Raw genomic sequence first — 20,573 nt, 5'->3', positions numbered from 1 at the left:
CACCGGCGCGTCGACACGCACCGTGCAGTGTCACCGTAGCCGGTCTACGACGACCCGGCGTACCCCGCCGGCCTGGCCACATTAGGGTCGATGCCGTGAGCAGCGCAGCCCCCACGGCCCCCGACGCCGCCCCTGAGCAGGCCTTCCGCCTCGCCGATCGGGTCAGCCGCGGGTCCCGGGCCACCCGGCTGCTGGCCGCCGTCCACCGACACCGGGCGGACCTGCTGGTCGCTCTGATCTGCGCGGTGCTGGCCGGCTGGCTCACCCACGGGCTCTGGCCCGATCCGGCTGGCCGCACGCTGGCCCTCAACCCGGAGGACCAGGCCCTCTACGAGTGGTTCCTGGCGGTCGACGCCCGCGCGCTGCTCGGCGACTTCGGTCTGCTCACCGACCTGCTCAACGCCCCCGACGGCGTCAACCTGATGGCCAACACCACGGTGATGGCGCTCGGAATCGTCTTCGCGCCGGTCACCCTGCTGCTGGGTGCGCCGGTCACCTTCGCGCTTATCGCCGGCGCGAACCTCGCCGGCACCGCTCTCGCCTGGTACCTGCTGTTCCACCGGACACTGCGCGCCCGCCGGCTCGCCGCCGCGCTCGGCGGAGGGCTGTGCGGGTTCGGCCCGGGCATGGTCTCCCAGACCAACAGCCACCTGCACATGACCGCCCAGTGGCTGGTGCCGGTGATCGTCTGGCTGGTGCTCAGACTGCTGCGGGCGTCCGACCCGGGAGCCGTGACACCCCGCAGGACCGGTCGCACCCGTCCCTCCGGGCCGGATCGCCGGCGGATGTTCACCTCCGCGGCGGGGCTGGCCGCCACGGTCACCGCGCAGGTCTTCATCGGCGAGGAGGTGCTCTTCCTCGCCGCCGTCACGCTGCTGGTGATGGCGATCAGCTACGCCGTGACGGACCGGGACCTCGCCCGACGGGCGCTGCCCGGCTTCGCCAGTGGGCTCGCCATCGCCGCCGGGCTTGCCCTGCTGGTGCTCGGCTATCCGCTGTGGTTCCAGTTCGCCGGGCCGCAGGGGGTCGCCGACGGAATGTTCACTCCGGCCTACTTCTCAGCCGACCTGAGCAGCTGGTGGACGGTGTCCCCACTGTCGGTGGCCGGCAGCGACCAATCCGCCCGGCTGACCACCGGCCCGGCCGAGTACAACACCTTCCTCGGCTGGCCCCTGCTCCTGGTCACCGCCGCCTGCGCGATCTGGGTCGGGCGACGCCGGCTGGTCTTCGCCTGCGTCGTGGCGGGCCTGGTGATGGGTGCGCTCTCGCTCGGCCCGGAGGTGGTGCTCGGCGGCACCAGGACCGCGCTTCCCGGCCCGTACGCCCTGATCGGCGGGCTACCGGTGGTGGACGGCGCGTTGCCGATGCGGTTCGCGCTGGCGTTGCTGCCGATCGTCGCGACGCTGCTGGTGCTGGCGGTCGACCGGGCGCTGCGCAGCACCGGTCGGGCGCGGCGGCTGGTGCCGCTGGCTGTCGGCGCCGCACTGCTGCCGATCTTCCCGGCCCCCCTGCCGACCGCCGCACGGCCCGCCGTGCCGGAATTCGTCACCGGCGGTCACTGGCGGCAGTGCGTACCCCCCGGCGGGGTGCTGGTCCCGGTGCCGCTGCCCACACCGAAGGAGCCCTGGCCGATGCGCTGGGCAACCGCCGCCGGCGCCGGTTTCGGTCTGCCGGAAGGGTTCTTCATCGGCCCCTACGGGCGGGGCGGCACCGCGGCGATGGGCACCTTCAAGCAGCCCACCTCCGCACTGCTGGCGGACGTGGCCCGCCGCGGCGACCAACCGGCCATCGGCGACGAGCAGCGCCGTCAGGCCGCCCGCGACGCGGACTTCTGGGGCGCATCCTGCGTGGCGCTAACCGACGACGCTCCACACGCCGACAGCCTGCGAGCCACCCTGGAACAGCTCTACGGCCCCGCCACGCGCATAGCCGACGCCTGGATCTGGCGGGTCTGACCCACGACCAACCCCGCCGATCTTGCACTTACTGCCCGGACGAACTGGGCGCCAAGGCGCATCAGGGCGTCCGAAAGTGCAAGATCGGCGGGGTGTGGGTGGGGCGGGTCAGACGCGGGGGGCGCCTACCGGCTGGGACGCCTCTACGAACTCTTCGCGGGGGTCGTGTAGCTGGCCCAGGGCGACCACCTCACGCTTGAGGAAGAACGCCAACGACCAGTCCACCACGACGCGGACCTTGCGGTTGAAGGACGGGATCCGGCTCATGTGGTACGTCCGGTGCATGACCCAGGCCGGCCAGCCGGTCATCTTGATCCCGTACACCTGGGCGACGCCCTTGTGCAGGCCGAGGCTCGCGACGCTGCCGACGTGCTTGTGCTTGTAGTCGACCGGCTCGCGGCCCCGGACCACGGCCGCGATGTTGTCGGCCATCCGCGCGGCCTGGCGCACCGCGTGCTGCGCGCTCGGCGAGCAGAAGTTGCCCGGCTCCTTGGTCAGGTCCGGCACAGCGGCGCAGTCGCCGGCGCTCCACGCGCCCTCGACCACCCGGTCGCCGTCGACCACCTGAAGAGTGGGCAGGCAGGTGATCCGCCGCCGGTCGTCGCGCGGGAAGTCGGTCGCGTCCAGCATCGGCGACGGCTTCACGCCGGCCGTCCAGACGATCGTGTCGGACCGGAAGCTGTCACCGTCGGAGAGCTTGACCACCCCGTCGACGCAGGACTCGAGCCGGGTGTCGAGCCGGATGTCCATGTTCCGCTTCAGCAACTGCTGGACGGTGTAGGCGCCCATGTCCCGGTCGACCTCGGGCAGCACCCGCTGGGTGGCCTCGACCAGCACCCAGCGAACCTCGTCCTGCTTGAGCTCCGGGTAGTAGCGCAGGGCGTCGCGAGCCATGTCCTCCATCTCGGCGAGCGCCTCGATGCCGGCGTACCCACCGCCGACGAAGGTGAAGGTCAGCGCCGAACGGCGGACGTCCGGGTCCGGTGTCGCGGCAGCCACGTCGAGCCGGTCCAGCACGTGGTTGCGCAGGTAGATCGCCTCGCCGATGGTCTTGAACCCGATGCCCTGCTCGTGCAGGCCGGGGATCGGCAGGGTGCGGGAGACCGAGCCCGGGGCCACGATCACGTGGTCGTACGTGATCTCCCGGGCCGGGCCGCTGATCGGCTGCACGGTGGCCACCTTGCGGTCGTGCTCGATCCGCGTGACAGTGCCGGCCACCACCTTGCACCGGCGCAACTCCCGCCGCAGTGGCACCACGGAGTGCCGCGGGGAGATGTTGCCCGCCGCCGCCTCAGGCAGGAACGGCTGGTAGGTCATGTGCGGCTGGGGATCGACCACCATGACCTCAGCCTCACGGGAGCTGAGCTTCTTCGACAGGCGCAGGGCGGCGTACAGACCGACGTGCCCGGCACCAACCACAAGGATCCGCTTCGGATTCACGTCATCTATCTTTCCCCGGCCGGCTCAGGTAATCCCGCTCGCGCCCCCCATCTGTGACGGAGCACAACCTATGTGACCTGCCTAACCCTCAGGTCACAGCGGTTATCGACGTCGCAGCAGCCAACCCAGCAACCCCGCTGTCCCCACGGCCACCAGCAGCCCCAGCACGGTGACCCACTGATATCCGGTTTCCCCACCGATCCCTGCGGCCTGCAACAACAGCACCCCCAGCACGGCGGTGCCCAGCAGGACGGCGGCCGACCGCAGCAACCACCGGGTGATCAATTCAGGGTCCACCACCGCGTTGTACGGCAGCAGTGCGGCCAACGCGCAGAGGGTGTGCCCCAGGTAGAGCAGGGCGGCGAGGGCGAGCAGCCGCCAGAGAGCGACCGGGCGGCCGTACCCGTCGGTGGCGAGCAGCCAGCCGCCGACCGTGACCAGCGCGGTGAAGGTCACCCAGATCCGCCGCGGGCCGAACGCGGGCAGGAGCGCGGCGACCGCCAGAAAGAGGATCGGCCGGCCGGAAAGCACCTCGGCGGGGAACGCCAGGGCGAACCCGGCAAACACGGTGACGAAGATCCCGGCCCGAACCATCAGCGGGGCGGCGCTGATCTGGGCGACAGCGGTCCGGGCCGCCCGGACCCGCCCGGTTACGACGTCGATCATCTGCGCCTGCCCTCGTTCGCGCTCACCGCTCCCGCCTCGCCGTTCGCGCTCACCGCCCACCCACCCGTGGTGCCATCGCCAACCGGGCCACGTCCCGCAGCACCTGGTCCAGGCTGCCGGCGCCAGCCCAGCGCACCACCGGTACGCCGTGCTCCCGAAGCTGCCCGATCATGATCTCCCGATCCAGGCGCCACAGGCGGTACGCAATTTCGGCCCAACCCCGGTCCTTCGGCGACGACAGGTTCGTCGGCAACGTGTCGACCGCCACCACGAAGCGCCCAGCGCGGGTCAGCCGGGCGAGCATCTGCGCCGACCGTTCGTCCAACAGTGGGGTGAGCACCACCACCAGCGCGTCCGAGGAGAGCAGTTGCGGGCCGAAAACCTGGTCGTACGGCTCATGCGAGGACGCTCGGACGCGTACGTCGAGCAGCCACTCCAGAACGGTCAGGTACTGACGACGCCCGGCGGCTGGACGCAGCCGTCGGGCTGCCGGCCCGTACTCCAGCAGGGACACCCGGTCACCACGGTGCAGGTAGTGCTCGGCGATCGCCGCGGTGGCCCGGACGGTGGTGTCGAGCACCGAGGCGGCGCTGTCAACCCCGCCGGAGCGGCCGGCCTCGGCGAGCACGTCGAGCAGCACCACCACCTCCGCGTCACGGTCGGAGAGGGTGGAGGCCACGTGCAACTGCCGGGTGCGCAACGAGACCCGCCAGTCGATACGGCGCAGCCGGTCCCCGGGGCCGAAGATCCGTACGCCGGCCAGCTCGCCGCCCTCGCCGGGCCGACGGGAGTGGTGCGCCCCGACCAGACCGGCGGCGCGGGGCATCGCCTCCACCGCCTCGAACGGCTCGGTACGTGGGTACACCCGCACCCGGACCGGCTCGGTGATCACCGCCCGGGAGACCAGCAGGCCGCCCGCCGTGGCGACCCGGGCACCGGCCGGGCCGATCGGGTGCCGGCCCCAGCGCAGGGCACGGCCGGCCAGTTCCAGGTCCACCGCCGAGCCGGTGGGCACCGACGTCACGAACGGCCGGTCGATGACGGAACGACCGACGCCACTGGCCGGAGCCGCGCCGCCGGCCGACGTCGTGGCGGCCGGTGGCACGTCGTCGACGACCTCGTCGCGGGCGAAGCCGGCCCGCTCGATCCGCAGCCACGGCGACGCCCGGGAACGCAGCACCACCAGGTCGTAGTCGACCGTGTCCGGGTTGCCGACGCTCACCGCCGCCGTCATCTCGCCGCCCTCGACCAGCGGCCCGCCGTCACCCGGGGTGATCCACACCTGCGGCAGCGCCGTGGGCCGTCGACGCAGCGCGTACGCGGTGCCGAGCGCGAACGGGGCGGCCAGCACGATCAGGTCCACCCGCCCCAGCAGCACCCCTCCCACCAGCAGCAGGCCGGCGAGCAGCACCGCCCGGCCGAGCGCCGGCGTGGGTGCCCAGCCGGCAGCCGCTTCGGGCTCGGTGGCTTGCGGCACGGTCGGTCCGGTCATCAGCGCCGGAGCCCGCCGTCGGCGTAGCTGGGCAACGCGCCACTCGCCGGGGCGGGAGTCGCCTCCAGCACCTCGCCGACCACGAACGCCGGATCGACCCGGCGCAACCACATCTCCGGGCGCAGGGTGATCCGGTGGGCCAGGGCGGGTGCCGCCACCTCCTTGACGTCCTCCGGCACGACGTAGTCCCGTCCGCCGAACACCGCGCGGACCCGGGCCAGCAGCAGCAGCGCCAGCGAACCGCGAGGCGAGGCACCGACGAGCACCGACGGGTGCTCCCGGGTGGCCGCGGTGAGGGACACGATGTAGCGGCCGATGGAGTCCTCGACCACCACGTCCTCAAGGGCGGCCTGCATGGCCCGCAGCGTGGCCGCGTCGACCACCGCCTTGATCTCCGCCTCCTCGCGGCGACGGCTCATCCGACGGCGCAGCACCTCCCATTCCTCTTCCGGCTGCGGGTAACCGAAGGAGACCCGCAGCAGGAACCGGTCCAGCTGCGCCTCGGGCAACGGGTACGTGCCCTCGTACTCGATGGGGTTGGCGGTGGCCAACACGTGGAACGGCTCGTCCAGCTTGTAGGTCACACCCTCCACCGAGACCTGCTTTTCCTGCATTGCCTCCAGCAGCGCGGACTGGGTCTTCGGGGGCGTCCGGTTGATCTCGTCGGCGAGGAGCAGGTTGGTGAAGAGCGGGCCGGCCCGGAAGGTGAAGTCGCCGTTGCGCTGGTCGTAGAGGAACGAGCCGGTGACGTCGGCGGGAAGCAGGTCCGGGGTGAACTGCAACCGGCGGAAATCCAACCCGAGCGCCTGCGCGAACGAGCGTGCGGTGAGCGTCTTGCCCAGCCCCGGCAGATCCTCCAGAAGCACGTGCCCGCCCGCCAGGATGCCAGCGAGGACCAACTCCAACGCGTCCCGCTTGCCGACCACGACGGTGCCGACCGCGTCCAGCACCGCCCGAGCCAGGTGGCCGACCTCGGCGGGGGCGATGCTCCGGTCCACGTCGTTCATCAGATCTTCTCCAGTTCGGCGACGATCGCCGCGAGATCGCGCGGCGACGGGGTGCGGCGAGGCGGGATCTCCAGGAACGTCCAGAGCCGGTCGCCCAGCAGGACACGGGCTCGGGCCGGATCCGACTCACGGGTGACGCCGTGTTTCAGGCGCATCCGTTCGTCGGCCAGTTCACCGAGCCGGGGCAGGACCACGTCGGTGAAACGTTCGGCTCGGGTCGTGGACCAGTCCAGTGGCCGTTCCCAGCGATTGATCGCGGTACGCAGCGCGTCCCGGGTATCCCAGTTGTAGGTGCCGTCCTCCTCGCCCGTCACGACCCGGCCACCGGCCGGCTGCGGGGGTGGCGGTGCGAGCAGGGCGGTGATCCGGCGGACCGCCAGCACGGCGAGCACCCCGGCGATGAGTACCGGCAGCGAGATCTGCAGGCCGACCGCGCGGAGGCCGACGAGCAGCACCGCGACCACCGCGGCGGCCCAGGCGAGCGAGCGCAGCACCGGCCGGGCGCGAGAGCGGCGCGGCTGCGGGCCTGCCGGCGCCGCCTCCTCCTCGAACGCGAGCAGGTCGTCGATGCTGGTGCTGCTCATGCGCAGCCGCCTTCGGTTCGCGACTGCGGGGCTCGCAAACCCGGCTCACTCCTCGCGCTCACGGGGTCACCACCGCGGTGAGCTCTCCGCGCAGCCGGCGTAGCGCCGCGCGGGCCTGGTCGCGGGTGCGTTCGTCGATCGGGCGGGTGGCGTACCGGGCCTCCCGGTAGACGTACGCGAACTCGGCCAGCACGTCGGTGCTGACGATCGCCGGCACCCCGGCCGCCGGGTCACCGCGCAGCAGCCGGCTGACCAGGTCGGTGGGGGTGTCCCCGGCGAGCCGTGGAACACCGGCCGTGGCGGCGGCCTCTTCCAGGCGCACCCAGCAGGCGATCACCGCCACCCGGGGGTCGGTGTCGCGATCGTCGAGCTCCACCAGGCCGGCGTCGAGGGCGGCGACCACCTCACGGGCGGTGCCCTCGGCAGAACGCCGGGCGCGCTGCGCCGGCAACGCGCGGGTGGTACGCCGCAGCGCGCCCCGGATCAGGATCCAGGAGAGGTAGCCGAGCACGGCGAGGATGGCCAACCCGAGCAGAACCATCGCCACGGTCGCGATCCACTGCGGTATGTCCGCCTGGGTCGCCTCGCCGGCGTCGCGCGGCTCGACGGGGATGGACCGCGCCGGCTCGGCGGTCGGGTACTCGGGCACCCAGGGAACATTGTCGGCGGCTGGCGGGATCCGGCTGGCCCCGATCGACGAGTGGGCGGACGCCAGCGCGGCACCGGCGAGCAGGGCGGTGACCGCGCCGACCGGCCACCACCGGCGAAGCAGGCCGAGCACCGGGCGCAACACCCCCGGCTCGGCGGCCGGGGACGACGCGGGCAGGCGTGTTCCGTCTCTCATCGCCACCGCCCCACGCGTTCTCAGTCCACTCCGGCCAGCTGTTTAGCCTGGCCGAAGATGTCGTCCAGCATCTGTGGTGTCAGCCGCCCGGTGAAGGTGTTCTGCTGGCTGACGTGGTAGCAGCCCAGCAACTCCGGGGCGTCCGTGCCGGACCAGTGTGCCCCATGACCGAACGCCGGTCGCGGGCTGGGCGGGCGCTGCCCGTACACCTGCTGTAGCACCGGCCACCACGCGGCCCAGGCGAATGCGCCCAGCGCGACCACGACGCGCAGCGTGGGCCGGATCAGCGTGACCTCGCGGTGCACCCAGGGTGCGCAGGTGTCCCGCTCCTCCGGGGTGGGCTTGTTGTCCGGCGGCGCACATCGGACAGCCGAGAAGATCCGGATGTCCCGCAGGGCGAGCCCATCGTCGGCGGCGACGCTGGTCGGCTGGTTGGCCAGCCCGGCCCGGTGCAGCGCGGCGAACAGCACGTCACCCGACCGATCGCCGGTGAAGATCCGGCCGGTGCGGTTGCCACCGTGCGCGGCGGGCGCCAGCCCGAGGATGGCGATCCGCGCGTCGCCGGTGCCGAAGCCTGGCACCGGCCGGCCCCAGTACTCCTGGTCGCGGAAGGCGGCTCGGCGGGTGCGAGCGGCCTCCTCCCGCCACCGGACCAGTCGAGGGCAGGCGAAACAGTCGCTCACCGCCGCGTCGAGGTCGGCCAGGTCGGTCGCCCGCGCGGCGCGGGCGACCACCTGCTCGGGGGTACGCGACTCAACCAAGCTTGGCCCGGAAGAGTTCCAGGGTGCGGGCGAAGGCGCTGGCGGCGGCGCGCTGGTCGAACGCCTCCGGCCGGTCATCGTTGAAGAAGGCGTGCGAGGTGCCCGGGTAGTCGTAGAGGTGGCAGTCGCCGCCGGCTTCCTCGATGGCCCGGCGGGCGGTTTGTACGCCCTCGTCGGCCGAGGTGCCGTCCTCTTCGGAGCAGTGGATGATCGCGGCCTTGCCGGCGTAGTCGGCCCAGTCGGGGCGCATCGACTCCCAGGGCAACACGGGATAGAAGCCAGCGGTGGCGACGATCCGCTCGGAGATGGTGGCCGACCAGAGGGCCAGGCTGCCACCGGCGCAGAAGCCCACCGCACCGACCTTGCCGGTGACCTCGGGCCGCCCCGCGAGATAGTCGGCCGCGCCGGCGATGTCCTTTGCCGCCTCGTCCATCCGCATCGCCAGCAGCAGACGCTGTGCCTCGTCCGGCTCGCTTGTCGTCTCACCGTGGTAGAAGTCCGGGGCGAGGGCGACGAAGCCGGCCTCGGCGAACCGGTCCGCGACCGACCGGATGTGTGGGACCAGGCCCCACCACTCCTGGATGACGATGACGGCGGGGCTGGCCAGGCCACTGGCGGGTATCGCGAGATACCCCTCGCTCGCGCCCCCGTTGCTGCGGTAGCTCACCATCTCGCCCATGGGCCGTCCTCCTAGCGGTCAGTCATCGTTGGCTGGTCGCCCAGTGGTCCTACGTGCCGGTAGCCTGCCATGCCACGCCGCCGCCGGGAAGACACCGGAACAGTGGCATTCACCTCCCGTTCGCCCGTCGGTGACTTTGGGTACGCCGACGGCGGCGGGGTTCGCTCCCGCCGCCGTCGATGGTGATCTACCGCTCCGGTCAGGCCTTCTTGGTCAGGCAGAGCACATAGCCCGTCTTGCCCGGCTCGATGCTGGAGAAGATGTAGCCCTCCTCGTCTTCCTTGAGGTACTGGTTACAGGCGGTGTCGGCCTTGGCCTGAGCCTCGGTCTGGTCGTCCACCCGACCGACCACGTTGTACGCGGCGTCGGTGGAGGTGCACTCGACGACCTTGGCGCCGTCGACCTCCTCCTGCTCCGTGCCGGTGACCTCGGGCAGCTCGGCGATGCAGTCGCCTGCCTTGGCGGCAGCGGTCTCGTCCTTGTTGAAGTAGTTGCCGATCGCCGAGGCGACGCCGAACTTCAGGCCGGCGACGACGACGATCGCGAGGATCGCGCCGACGATGCCGAGGGCCTTCTTCGCACCGGACTTCTTCGCCTCCGGCTCGACCGGCTGCGGCGCGGTCGGCTGCGGCGCGGTCGGCTGCGGCGCGGCCGCTTGCGGCGTCTCGACGGCCGGCTGGGGTGGTGCGGCGTCGGGCGCGGGGGGCGGTGCGACCTGCTCTGACACGGGGGTTCCTTCCGAGGGGTTGATGAGCAGACGACACCATAACGATCATTGATTTCTGGTGCCGTCCCGCTCGCCTCGTCCGTTCAGCTATTTCCCAGCTTCGTACGCATGATCCAGTTCACACCGCAGGTTCAGCTCGTCGGGGTGGGGGTCGGCGTCACGGTCGGGTCTGCAGTGGGCTGACCGGTGGCCGTTCCGGTCGGCTCCGGCGTGCTGGTCGGCGTGCTGGTCGGCGTCGTGGTCGGCCCCGGCGTGGTGGTCGGCGCCGCGGGTGGCACAGGCACGCCCGGGGCGCGCGGCCCGAAGGGCGCCTGGCCCGGGCAGTACGGGTACGGCCGCAGCAGCGGGTTGGCGTACTCGTCGACGGGGCCTTGGCAGTCCGGATAACCGAGCCTGATCGGACTTCCGTTCTGGTCGAAGAGCCGGGCGTTCTCCACCAGCCGGCCCTCACTGTCGTAGACGAAGACGTCCCGGATCTGGCCGTACTGGCTGTCCACCGAGGTCTGGTCGTAGTAGTAGTCCGTGTAGCCGAGCCGGTTCTCCGCGTTGGCCAGCGCGGCGAGCGCGAAGGCCACCAGCACCAGGCTGCCGGTGTGCAGCGCCCAACGCGGCCAGCGGGTCAGCCGGGCGGAGCGGCGGCCGAGCCAGATGGAGGCGAGCACGAAGCCGACCAGCATGACCATGCCGGCGAGCAGTTCGCCACCGAAGCGGGGCAGCAGACCGTAGCTGCCACCGGTGGAAAGCACCGTGATCAGCATCGCCGCCAGGTAGCCGCGCAGCACCCACCAACCGGGGCGCAGCAACCGGAGGAAGTCGCTGGCCGTCGCGTACCCCAGGGGTGGGCCGAGCCGGGCGTCGATCTCGCGCAGCTGGCTGCGGACCCGGACCACCGCGGTGGCGACCTTCTGGTCGAGATTGCGCCCGCCGCCCGGGGCGGCGCCGGCCGCGGCGCGCAGCTCGGCGGCGTACGTCTCGGGCTCGCCCAGCCGCTCGACGAGGGTGCCCTCGGACTCGGCGGCGACCTCGGTGAGGTGGTCGGCAAGATCCTCGGTCAGTTCGTCGCGTTGCGTGGGCGGCAGGTCGGCCAGAGCGGCCCGGACCCGCGCCACGTAGTCGTTGATCTCCTGCCCCATGACGGTCATGCCGCCATCCCCCGATCGTCGAGCAGACTGTCCATGGTCGTGGCGAACGAGCGCCAGAGCTTGCCGGAGCGGGTCAACTGGTCACGCCCCGCGGCGTTGAGTGAGTAGTACTTGCGGTGCGGCCCGGATTCGCTCGGCACGACGTAGGTGGTGAGCAGGCCGGCGGCGAAGAGGCGGCGCAGCGTCCCGTAGACCGAGGCGTCGCCGACCTCCTCCAGGCCGGCCTCGCGAAGCCGGCGCAGGATGTCGTAGCCGTAGCCGTCCTCCTCCCGGAGCACGGCCAGGACGGCCAGATCGAGCACGCCCTTCAGCAACTGTGTGGTGTCCACGCACTGCACACTACTGTGTAATGCGAAGTACCGTCAACGAAACTCGCCCGCTCGCGCGATGATCAACACAAGATCGCCGATATCGGGGTTTCCTGATGACTCGGATGCCGCGATATCGGCGAGGTGGAGTCGATCAACCCCACCTAGTTCGACGCTGGCTGGAGACTCCAGGCGATGCCGTCGAGGATGTCGTGCTCCGAGGCGACCACCGACGGCATCCCGGACCGCTCCATGATCACGCGGAGCACCAGCGCGCCCGCGCCGATCACGTCGGCCCGGCCCGGGTGCATCACCGGGGTCGCCAACCGCTGCTCACGGGTCTGACCCAGCAGGTCCGCGGTCACCTGAGCCACCGCCTCGTACGACACCCGCGCGTGATGGATGCGCTCCGGGTCGTACTCCCGCAGGCCCTGCGCGATGGCGACCACGGTGGTGACCGACCCGGCGAGGCCGACCAGGGTGGCCGCCTCGCGGCCGGGCACCACGGCGAGCGCCCGGTCCACCGCAGCCGCGATGTCGGCCTGCGCGGCGGCGACCTGGTCGGGCGTCGGCGGGTCGCCGGGCAGGTGCCGCTCGGTCATCCGGACACAGCCGATGTCCACCGAGATCGCCGCACGCACCCCGGCGGCCCGGTCACCGACCACGAACTCGGTGGAACCGCCGCCGATGTCGACGACGAGGAACGGCTCCTTCGCGTCGGCCGGCAGCCCGCGCACCGCGCCGGTGAACGACAGCCGGGCCTCCTCGTCGCCGGTGACCACCTCGGGCGCGACGCCCAGGGTGCGCTGCACCATGTCCGTGAAGTCGGCGGCGTTGGCCGCGTCCCGCGAGGCCGAGGTGGCGCACATCCGGACCCGATCCGCACCCAGCTTCTCGATGTCGGCGGCGTACGACGCCAGCGCCACCCGGGTCCGTTCGATCGCCTCCGGTGCCAGCCGGCCGGTGCGGTCCACACCCTGGCCCAGCCGGACGATCTCCATCCGCCGGGTCAGGTCGACCAGCGGCGCCTGCGACCCGGCCGACTCCTCGGGCAGGTCGGCGACCAGCAGTCGGATCGAGTTGGTCCCGCAGTCGATGGCCGCCACACGCGTCGTCACGGCAGCAACCTTACGGCAGGGCGATCGGCCACCCGGCGGCTTGGCCGGGCGGCGGCGACCGACTCCAGACCCGGCGGTCCTGACTACAGGCGTAGCAGCATCCGGGTGTTGCCCAGCGTGTTCGGCTTGACCCGCTCCAGGTCCAGGAACTCCGCGACACCCTCGTCGTACGAGCGCAGCAGCTGCTCATACACCGGTTGCGGCACCGGTGCGCCGTCGATCGCCTGGAACCCGAACGCGCCGAAGAACTGCGTCTCGAAGGTGAGCACGAAGATCCGCGCCACGCCCAACTCCCGGGCAGCGTCGATCAGCTCGCCGACCAGACGGTGCCCGATCCGTCGGCCCCGGCAGGACGGATCCACCGCGACCGTACGGATCTCGGCCAGGTCCTCCCACATCACGTGCAGCGCACCGCAGCCCACCACGGCACCGTCCTCGGCCCGGACCGCTACCCGGAACTCCTGCACCTGCTCGTAGAGGGTGACGGTGGCCTTGCTCAGCAGCCGCCGATCGTCGGTGTAGGTGTCGACCAGCCGCCGGATGCCCCGCACATCCCCCGTACGGGCCCGCCGCACCAGAATCTGACTCTCGGGTGCCGAGGACCCGGCCTGCGCGCTCATTCGCCCGCCGGCACGTCCACGCACGGGCCGGCCGTCCACCAGGGCTCGACCAGCTCCAACGTCTCGTCGCCGAACGGGTTCACCCCGGGGCCCGCGCCCAACGCGTGCCCCAGGTGCACGTGCAGGCACTTCACCCGGCCCGGCATCCCGCCGGCCGAGATACCGGCGATCTCCGGCACCTCGCCGATCGCCTTTCGACGGGCGAGGTAGTCCTCGTGCGCGGCACGGTAGTGGGCGGCCAACTCGGGATCCGCCGTCAGCCGGTCCGCCATCTCCTTCATCAGCCCCGCCGACTCCAGTCGGCTGCACGCCGCGGTGGCCCGGGGGCAGGTCAGGTAGTAGAGCGTCGGAAACGGTGTGCCGTCGGCGAGGCGGGGGGTCGTCTCCACCACGTCCGGGAGGCCACACGGGCACCGGTGGGCGACCGCCCGGGTGCCACGGGGAGTCCGGCCGAGCTGCGCGGCCACCGCGGCCAGGTCGGCCTCGGTCGCCGGCTCCCGCTGCGGCAGGGGTACGGAATCCGCCGCCGACTCCGGCGGTGGTACGACAGTCACGGTGCCCATCTCTCCTGGTGCGCTGATCGGTGGATCACTTACCCGGCTGCTGGCTGTCCGCCGCCTGCACGCTCGACCAGAGCGTGTCGTACCAGGTCGCTGGCCCGGTCGGGGCGGCCGAACCGGCCGACTTCCCGGCATCCCGGGCGGCGCCCTCCGGGTCGTGCAGCACCACCATCATCTTCTCGCCCGGCCGGCCCATGAAGAACCGCTCCCGGGCCTTGGTCTCGATGAACGCCTTGTCGTTCCAGTTGGCGGCCTCGGCGGCGAGCTTGGCGATCTCCGCCTCCTGCACCGCCTGGGCCGCCTCCATCCGCTCGATGTCGGCCTGCTGGTCCAGGTAGACCCGGACCGGGTAGGTGTAGGCCAGGGCGAGCGCGATCAGGACCGCGAACAGCACCGTGGCCCGGCCGGTGAAGCGACGGGGGTTGGGTGCGGCGAGCCGCTTCACGGCACCACCGGCGGCGGTACGCCGAGCGGCGGCCGGACGATTCGCGGAACGGACGCCCTCGGCGCCCCGGGCCGCGCCCGGCGCCCGACCAGCGGCACCCCGCGGCTCGGCGCGTACGCCGGCCTCCCGGACCGATCCCCGCGTGGCGCGCCCGCCGCCCGGCCGACCGGACTGACCCGGCCGGCGGGCGGGACGCTGACCACCCGGTGTGCGGCGCTGCTGCATCGTCACACCCCTCCCCCGAGGCTTATGCGCGTCTCAGGCGGAACGGTAGCGCGGGAACGCGCCCGCACCAGCGTAGCGCGCCGCGTCGGCCAGCTCCTCCTCGATCCGGAGCAACTGGTTGTACTTGGCGACCCGGTCCGAACGGGCCGGTGCGCCGGTCTTGATCTGGCCGCAGCCGGTGGCCACCGCCAGGTCGGCGATGGTGGTGTCCTCGGTTTCACCGGAACGGTGGCTCATCATGCACTTGAAGCCGGCCCGGTGGGCCAGGTCCACGGCGTCCAGGGTCTCGGTCAGCGAACCGATCTGGTTGACCTTGACCAGCACCGCGTTGGCCGACTTCTCGGCGATACCGCGGGCGATGCGCTGCGGGTTGGTCACGAACAGGTCGTCACCGACGATCTGCACCCGGTCGCCGATCGAGGCGGTCAGCGTCTGCCAGCCACTCCAGTCGTCCTCCGCCAGCGGGTCCTCGATCGACACGATCGGGTACTCGTCGGCCAGCTTCGTGTAGTAGGTGCTCATGTCCTCGGCGGACTTCGCGGCACCCTCGAAGGTGTAGGTGCCGTTGTCGAAGAACTCCGTGGCCGCCACGTCGAGCGCGAACACGATGTCGGTGCCGAGCCGGTAGCCGGCCTTCTCGACCGCCTCGGCGATCAGGTCCAGGGCCGCCGCGTTGGTCGGCAGGTTCGGCGCGAAGCCACCCTCGTCGCCGAGCCCCGTCGACAGGCCCTTCTTCTTCAGCACCGACTTCAGCGCGTGGTAGACCTCCGCGCCCGAGCGCAGCGCCTCACGAAAGGTGGGCGCGCCGATCGGCGCGATCATGAATTCCTGGATGTCGACGTTCGAGTCGGCGTGCGCGCCACCGTTGAGGATGTTCATCATCGGCACCGGCAGGAGGTGCGCGTTCGGGCCGCCCAGGTAACGGAAGAGGCTCAGCTCGGCGCTGCCGGCAGCGGCCTTCGCCACCGCGAGCGAGACCCCGAGGATGGCGTTCGCGCCCAGCTCCGACTTGCTGTCGGTGCCATCGATGTCGAGCATCTTCTGGTCGATCAGCCGCTGCTCGCTGGCCTCGTACCCGATGATCTGGTCGACGATCTTGTCTTCGACGTTGGAGACCGCCTTCTCCACGCCCTTGCCCTGGTAGCGGTCGGCGTCACCGTCGCGCAGCTCGATCGCCTCGAAGGCGCCGGTGGAGGCGCCGGAGGGCACGGCGGCGCGGGCGACCGTGCCGTCGTCCAGACCGACCTCGACCTCGACCGTCGGGTTGCCCCGCGAGTCGAGAATCTCCCGGGCGACGATTCCCTCGATGGTTGCCACTAAGTCGCTCCTCGTTGTTGTGATCCGGTCCGTGGGTGGGCCGCGACGGTGCGGCTGAGGCAGGTGTTGAACGCAGCGTATCGGGCGGCGCGAACGGGCACGGCGTCGCCCGCGCACCCGAGTCGCCCCGCACTGACGGACATTCCCGGATTTCCGGGCGTCAACCGGCAACGGGTTTGCGCTGCGCGGACCAGATCCACCAGGCTGGTCGCCATGCCCGCCGCCTCGACCACCCTCCGCATGCTCGCCGTGTCGGTCATCGCGTCGCTCACCGTCACCGGCTGTCAGACATTCGAGGACGCCGGAGTCGCCATGGGTCGCTCGGAACTCGTCAACGACATCGCCGCCCGGCTCGACCGGGCGCTGGAGTTGACCTACTCGGCCGACTACCAGCTCCCCGGCGGCCAGAGCGCCGCCATCGCGCAGGCGCAGGACCCGGCCCGCTCCGCGTACACCTACCCGGGCGGGCGACTCACCGTCACCCCGGAGGCCATCACCCGGTGTACGACGACCGGCGCCCGCCCCGAGTGCACGCTGGTCGCCCCACCCACCCCGGGCAGCAAGCCCACCGTGACGCTCTTCGGCGAGGCCAATCGGCAGGGCCTCGTCACCCCCCCGGTGGTGGTCGGGCTTCTGAGCGCCGCCGCACTCGATCCGCAGGCGGTCATCAAGCAGAGCGACACCACCGTCGCCGGGCGCCACGCGACCTGCGTCGAGGTGCAGAGTTCGTCCGGCGACTTCACCGCCTGCGTGACCACCGAGGGCGTGCTCGGCAGCTTCACCGGGCCGGTCGACGGCAAGCCGATGGAGTTGGCGTTGAGCAGCTACTCCGCAACGGTCGACAACAGCGCGTTCGACCCGCCCGCCGACGCCGGTGTCGTGGACCGCCGCCCCGGCGGCTCGTGACCGGCCCAACGGCCGAGCCGGTGGTCGACGGCCAGAAGCTGACCAAGGCTCAGTGGTTCGGCGTGGATGCGCTGCCGGCGGAGCTGCCGCCCGCGTACTCCATCTCGCGCTGCCTGATCGACGCGACGGTGACCGCCGGACGGCGCTGACCGCCGCGATCGCCACCGGCCGTGACGTCCGCGGCCACGACCGGCGGGCGGCGCGTCAGACGCCGAGCAGGGTGCGTAGGTGGCGCGGGGGCGGGCAGTCGTGGGCGAGCATCGCGTCGTGCCAGTCGCGGACCGACACGCCCTCCGGACGGGCGGCGGCGATCTCGGCGACCTCGCTGTAACCCACGAAGTAGGTCGAGAGCTGCGTGGAGGTGAGCTGCGCCCGGCGCCACTTGCCGGCCGCCTCGCCCTCCTCCTGGAAGCCGCGCCCGGTCATTAACGCCATCGCCTCGGCCTCGGGCAGGTCCTCGGCGTGCACCAACTGGTCGAGCAACGCGTTGATGGTCATCCGTAGTTGCATCTTGAGCTGCTGCAACCGCACCGGCAGGCCGCCATAGCCGAGCCCCACCATCAGCTCCTCCGCGTACACCGCCCAGCCCTCGATGAACGGGCCGGACTCGGCCAGCGCCCGGACCCGGGTGCCACCGACGTAGCGACGGGCGTGGGCGAGCTGGAGGAAGTGCCCCGGCATCGCCTCGTGCACCGTCAGATTGCGGATCATGTGGTCGTTGTATTCGCGGTAGAACGACTCGACCCGATGCGCCGGCCAGTCGGAAGGGGTGGGCGCGATGCAGTAGAAGGTGGGCACGGTCGCGGTTTCCAACGGGCCGGGCGCGTCGCAGTACGCCACCGCGACGCCCCGGGCGAACTCCGGCATCTCCTGGACCACGCACCGGTCGTCGACCAGGGTGACCAGGTCGTACGTGCGGACGAAGTCGGTTGCCTCGTCCAGGGTCACCCCGGCCAGCTCGACGATGGTCCCGTCGTTCGGGTGCTCGGCGGCGAGCACGTCCAGCGCCCGGCGTACGGCCGCGTCGTCGGCCGGGCCGCCGACCAGCTCGACGGCCGCCTCGCGAATCTCCGCGGTGACCCGGTCCAGGTTGGCCCAGGCGCGGCGCTGGATCTCGGCGGCGCCCAGTTCGGTGTCCAGCGTGTGCCAGAGCCGAGCCTCCCAACGGCGCCGGCCCAGTCGCGGGTCACGGCCGGGGCCGGCGTCGGCGGCCAGGCCGACACGCAGCCAGGCGACGAACTCCTCCAGCGCGGCGATCGCCGCGGTCGCCGCCGGCTCGACCCGGTCCAGGGTGCTCGGCGCCTGCGCGAGCAACGCCGGCAGCTCGTCGCGGATCAGCGCAGCCGTGCCAGTGAACTGCCCGACCGCCGTCTCCGCATGGATCCGCGGCATGTCCCGCAGCGTCGCGCGAGCGGTGGCGAGAGCATCCGGTACGGCGGCGAGCCGGCCGGCGAGCTGGGTCAGCCGCACCTCCGGCGGGGCGTACGAGCGGGCCAGCAGCGGGTGCAGCAGCGGGCCGGGGTTGTGGCGTAGCGGGTCCCACTCGTGCGACCGGATCTCGGTCAGCTCGAACAGCTCCCGATCCACGAAGGAGCTGAGCAGCGCGTGGTCGACCTGCTCGTCGACGTCGAGCGAGTCCGGGTCCAACTCGGACAGCGCGTTGGCCGCGTCGGAGAGCATCGCCCGATCGGAGGCCACACCATCGGCGGACAAATCGGGAAGCCGGTCGTCGAACCGATGATCCCCCGCAGCGGTAGCAACCCCCGGCCGCGACTCCAGTAAAGCCTCGACAACCCGCTCAGCCAGCACCCCAAACGCTTCCACCCGGCCCACCCTACCGACCGCTGGATCCCCGCACGCTGGGGTTGATCAAGAGGTTTGCGTCAGTTCCCCGCCGGATCCTGACGCGAACCTCTTGATCAACTCGGGTCGGGGGGTGCGGGGTGGGCTTCGGCGGCGCGGATCGCCTCGGCGTAGGCGAGGGTGGTGCGGCGGAGGGCCGCCTCGGGGTCGATTCCCGCCTGGCGGGCTGTCGCGACCGTGGTCAGGAGGCTGGCGCCCAGTCGTGCTTCGGCGTCTACCTGGGTATCGGCAAGTGGCGGCGGGACCGCCAGACCGATGCGGGCGGCGCGGTCCAGAATCTTCGCGGCCAGGGCCAGTGCGGGCTGGCTCAGTGCCACGCCGTCCAGCACCGAGTTACGCGCCTTCTCCGCGCGCTTGATCCGCTCCCAGTTCTCGGTGATCTCTTCCAGAGTGCCCGCCTCCGCACCGGCGAAGACGTGCGGGTTACGCCGGATCATCTTGTCGACCAGGCCACCCGCCACGTCGTCGATGGTCCACCGCTCGTCCTCGGGCAACTCCTCGGCGAGCCGCGCGTGCAACACCACCTGCAGCAACACGTCGCCCAACTCTTCGCGTAGCGCGTCGGTGTCGTCGGCACTGATCGCGTCGTACGCCTCGTAGCTCTCCTCCAGCAGGTAACCGGCGAGGCTGCGGTGTGTCTGCGCCCGCTTCCACGGGTCGCCTCCCGGCGAGGCCAGCCGGTCCAGCACGGCCACCGCGTCGAGCAGCCGCGCGCCCGGCGGATCCCACGAGCCGTACATCAGCTCCATCTCGGCCAGCCCTGGCTCCCGGGCCAGCCGCAGACCCAACTCCCGGGCCAGCGCCTCGTCGCCCGCCGGGCCAGCCAGCCAGACCGCCGTGCCGTGCGCCGCGACCGTGTCCAGCAGCGGCTGCGTCGCCGGGCCGTCCACCACGATGACCTCAGCGCCCGCCTGGCGCACGGCCGTGACAAGCTCACTCTCCGCGCCGGTCAGCACCGGGTGCTGCCGTACGACGTCCCAGGCTGCGGAGGTCAGCAGACCGGCGGGCAGCCGGGGCGAGGTGACCAGGAGGACGATCCGTGCCGTCATGCTCAGCTGGCCGTGCCCTCGTCGTCCTGGGGCGTGCCCTCGGCGTCCGGGGCGTCACTCGACCGCAGCGGCTCCGGAGTGGAGATGTCGGTGACCGGGCCGGCCTCGTTGATGTACGGGAGCGAGTAGAAGACCAGCGACTGGCCGGTGCTCACCACCGACGGCACCCCGATCGCCCGGTAGCGCGGGTTGATCGAGACGTCCGCCTTGGTCGCTTCCTCCTCCAGCGCGGTGCTGAGCGCGGTGGCGGCGCGGACGAAGCCGCCGTCACCGAACGCGCGGCGGACGTCGGCCACCGACATCCCGCCCTGGATCGCGCCGGTCTTGGCGAGGGCCTGGTAGACGGCCATCATCGAGTCGTCGCTCAGGTCGGCCGGCGGAAGCTGCTGGTTGAGCACCTGGAGCAGGTCGATCCACTCGCCCCAGAGCTTGGCGTACTCGGTGCTGGCCGGCACCCGCAGGTTCTGCTCCAACTGCTGCGGGGTCACCTCGTCGGGCACCTGGAGGTTCTTCGCCGCCGCGACCCGCTTGCCCAGCTCCAGGCTGACCAGCAGGTTCACCACGTCCTGCCGGGTGACGGCGGAGCGCAGCTGCTCCGGTGAGGGCGTCGCGCTGGCCTGGCTGGCCTCCTGCCGGACCGCGTCGCCGAACTTCGCCTGCACGTCGGAGTAGATCTCGTCGACCCGCTCCAGCGAGTAGGTGGTGTCACCGACGTACGCGGCGACGTCCGGTGCGGACTTGCCGCAGGCAGCGAGGGAGAGGACACCCAGGGCCGCGACGCTGGCGGCGGCGATCACACGGCGAGCACGCATGCCCGCCACTCTCTCATGCCCTCTCCCGTGCTGTGACGGCCCCCACCTCACCC

The 20,573-nt window shown here is 71.8% G+C and carries 22 protein-coding genes; 3 read left to right on the top strand and 19 right to left on the bottom strand.

The genetic code is table 11. The features are described 5' to 3' along the window. Positions 1–95: 95 nt before the first annotated feature. Positions 96–1,955, top strand: coding sequence for a hypothetical protein (locus tag ABZS37_RS18540; RefSeq protein WP_355170405.1), 1,860 nt, complete (start codon positions 96–98; stop codon positions 1,953–1,955). A 108-nt stretch (positions 1,956–2,063) separates the two neighbouring features. On the opposite strand, the gene ABZS37_RS18535 is transcribed toward ABZS37_RS18540, so the two are convergent. The 16 genes from ABZS37_RS18535 to eno form a co-directional block, all read right to left on the bottom strand. After that, complete coding sequence (locus ABZS37_RS18535; RefSeq protein ID WP_355170403.1) at positions 2,064–3,395, bottom strand: NAD(P)/FAD-dependent oxidoreductase; 1,332 nt, start codon at positions 3,393–3,395, stop codon at positions 2,064–2,066. Positions 3,396–3,497: 102 nt separating this feature from the next. Further along, positions 3,498–4,061: a hypothetical protein gene (locus ABZS37_RS18530; RefSeq protein WP_355170401.1), complete on the bottom strand. Its 564-nt coding sequence runs from the start codon at positions 4,059–4,061 to the stop codon at positions 3,498–3,500. Between the two features lie 49 nt (positions 4,062–4,110). Next, positions 4,111–5,553, bottom strand: coding sequence for a DUF58 domain-containing protein (locus ABZS37_RS18525; protein ID WP_355170399.1), 1,443 nt, complete (start codon positions 5,551–5,553; stop codon positions 4,111–4,113). After that, positions 5,553–6,560: a MoxR family ATPase gene (locus ABZS37_RS18520; RefSeq protein ID WP_355170397.1), complete on the bottom strand. Its 1,008-nt coding sequence runs from the start codon at positions 6,558–6,560 to the stop codon at positions 5,553–5,555. The genes ABZS37_RS18525 and ABZS37_RS18520 overlap by 1 nt, the downstream gene beginning before the upstream one ends. Further along, positions 6,560–7,144 carry a hypothetical protein gene (locus tag ABZS37_RS18515; RefSeq protein ID WP_355170395.1) on the bottom strand — a complete coding sequence of 195 codons (585 nt, stop codon included), beginning with the start codon at positions 7,142–7,144 and terminating at the stop codon, positions 6,560–6,562. Before ABZS37_RS18515 ends, ABZS37_RS18520 begins: the two co-directional genes overlap by 1 nt. Before the next feature lie 58 nt (positions 7,145–7,202). Then, positions 7,203–7,988, bottom strand: a complete 786-nt coding sequence (locus ABZS37_RS18510; protein ID WP_355170393.1) for a DUF4129 domain-containing protein — start codon at positions 7,986–7,988, stop codon at positions 7,203–7,205. 20 nt (positions 7,989–8,008) lie between these two features. Continuing rightward, entirely contained in the window at positions 8,009–8,749 is a 741-nt protein-coding gene (locus ABZS37_RS18505) for a uracil-DNA glycosylase (RefSeq protein ID WP_355170391.1), read from the bottom strand. Then, complete coding sequence (locus tag ABZS37_RS18500) at positions 8,742–9,428, bottom strand: dienelactone hydrolase family protein (protein WP_354995733.1); 687 nt, start codon at positions 9,426–9,428, stop codon at positions 8,742–8,744. Before ABZS37_RS18500 ends, ABZS37_RS18505 begins: the two co-directional genes overlap by 8 nt. A 199-nt stretch (positions 9,429–9,627) precedes the next feature. Further along, positions 9,628–10,155: a hypothetical protein gene (locus ABZS37_RS18495; protein WP_355170389.1), complete on the bottom strand. Its 528-nt coding sequence runs from the start codon at positions 10,153–10,155 to the stop codon at positions 9,628–9,630. A 131-nt stretch (positions 10,156–10,286) separates the two neighbouring features. Then, positions 10,287–11,297 (bottom strand): hypothetical protein, encoded by a 1,011-nt coding sequence (locus ABZS37_RS18490; protein ID WP_355170387.1) that lies wholly within the window; start codon positions 11,295–11,297, stop codon positions 10,287–10,289. Continuing rightward, positions 11,294–11,626 (bottom strand): PadR family transcriptional regulator, encoded by a 333-nt coding sequence (locus ABZS37_RS18485; protein ID WP_074316865.1) that lies wholly within the window; start codon positions 11,624–11,626, stop codon positions 11,294–11,296. Before ABZS37_RS18485 ends, ABZS37_RS18490 begins: the two co-directional genes overlap by 4 nt. Positions 11,627–11,769: 143 nt before the next feature. Beyond that, positions 11,770–12,711: a Ppx/GppA phosphatase family protein gene (locus ABZS37_RS18480; protein ID WP_355170507.1), complete on the bottom strand. Its 942-nt coding sequence runs from the start codon at positions 12,709–12,711 to the stop codon at positions 11,770–11,772. A gap of 95 nt (positions 12,712–12,806) precedes the next feature. Continuing rightward, positions 12,807–13,343, bottom strand: a complete 537-nt coding sequence (locus ABZS37_RS18475; protein WP_354995738.1) for an amino-acid N-acetyltransferase — start codon at positions 13,341–13,343, stop codon at positions 12,807–12,809. Further along, on the bottom strand, positions 13,340–13,897 hold the full coding sequence (locus ABZS37_RS18470) for a DUF501 domain-containing protein (RefSeq protein WP_355170385.1): 558 nt from the start codon (positions 13,895–13,897) through the stop codon (positions 13,340–13,342). The genes ABZS37_RS18475 and ABZS37_RS18470 overlap by 4 nt, the downstream gene beginning before the upstream one ends. A 34-nt stretch (positions 13,898–13,931) precedes the next feature. Beyond that, positions 13,932–14,573 carry a septum formation initiator family protein gene (locus ABZS37_RS18465; protein WP_355170383.1) on the bottom strand — a complete coding sequence of 214 codons (642 nt, stop codon included), beginning with the start codon at positions 14,571–14,573 and terminating at the stop codon, positions 13,932–13,934. 33 nt (positions 14,574–14,606) lie between these two features. After that, positions 14,607–15,890 carry a phosphopyruvate hydratase gene (gene eno / locus ABZS37_RS18460; RefSeq protein ID WP_269681111.1) on the bottom strand — a complete coding sequence of 428 codons (1,284 nt, stop codon included), beginning with the start codon at positions 15,888–15,890 and terminating at the stop codon, positions 14,607–14,609. A 213-nt stretch (positions 15,891–16,103) separates the two neighbouring features. Here eno and ABZS37_RS18455 point away from each other — a divergent pair, with 213 nt between their 5' ends. Together ABZS37_RS18455 and ABZS37_RS18450 are read left to right on the top strand one after the other, a co-directional pair. Next, on the top strand, positions 16,104–16,796 hold the full coding sequence (locus ABZS37_RS18455; RefSeq protein ID WP_355170381.1) for a hypothetical protein: 693 nt from the start codon (positions 16,104–16,106) through the stop codon (positions 16,794–16,796). Then, the gene (locus tag ABZS37_RS18450; protein WP_355170379.1) at positions 16,793–16,945 is read left to right on the top strand and encodes a hypothetical protein; all 153 of its coding nucleotides are present in this window, start codon (positions 16,793–16,795) and stop codon (positions 16,943–16,945) included. The genes ABZS37_RS18455 and ABZS37_RS18450 overlap by 4 nt, the downstream gene beginning before the upstream one ends. Positions 16,946–17,000: 55 nt before the next feature. Here the strand turns inward: ABZS37_RS18450 and ABZS37_RS18445 are convergent, their stop codons facing one another. The 3 genes from ABZS37_RS18445 to ABZS37_RS18435 form a co-directional block, all read right to left on the bottom strand. Further along, positions 17,001–18,620, bottom strand: a complete 1,620-nt coding sequence (locus tag ABZS37_RS18445) for a DUF885 domain-containing protein (protein WP_355170377.1) — start codon at positions 18,618–18,620, stop codon at positions 17,001–17,003. Positions 18,621–18,715: 95 nt separating this feature from the next. Beyond that, positions 18,716–19,708, bottom strand: coding sequence for a nucleoside triphosphate pyrophosphohydrolase (locus ABZS37_RS18440; RefSeq protein WP_355170375.1), 993 nt, complete (start codon positions 19,706–19,708; stop codon positions 18,716–18,718). 2 nt (positions 19,709–19,710) lie between these two features. Further along, positions 19,711–20,520, bottom strand: a complete 810-nt coding sequence (locus tag ABZS37_RS18435) for a hypothetical protein (RefSeq protein WP_355170373.1) — start codon at positions 20,518–20,520, stop codon at positions 19,711–19,713. Positions 20,521–20,573: the final 53 nt, after the last annotated feature.

This window comes from Micromonospora sp. NPDC005413, assembly GCF_040606435.1.
Taxonomy (GTDB): domain Bacteria; phylum Actinomycetota; class Actinomycetes; order Mycobacteriales; family Micromonosporaceae; genus Micromonospora.
Note: the sequence above shows the minus strand (reverse complement) of the source record. Positions and strands in the feature narration are given on the sequence as shown.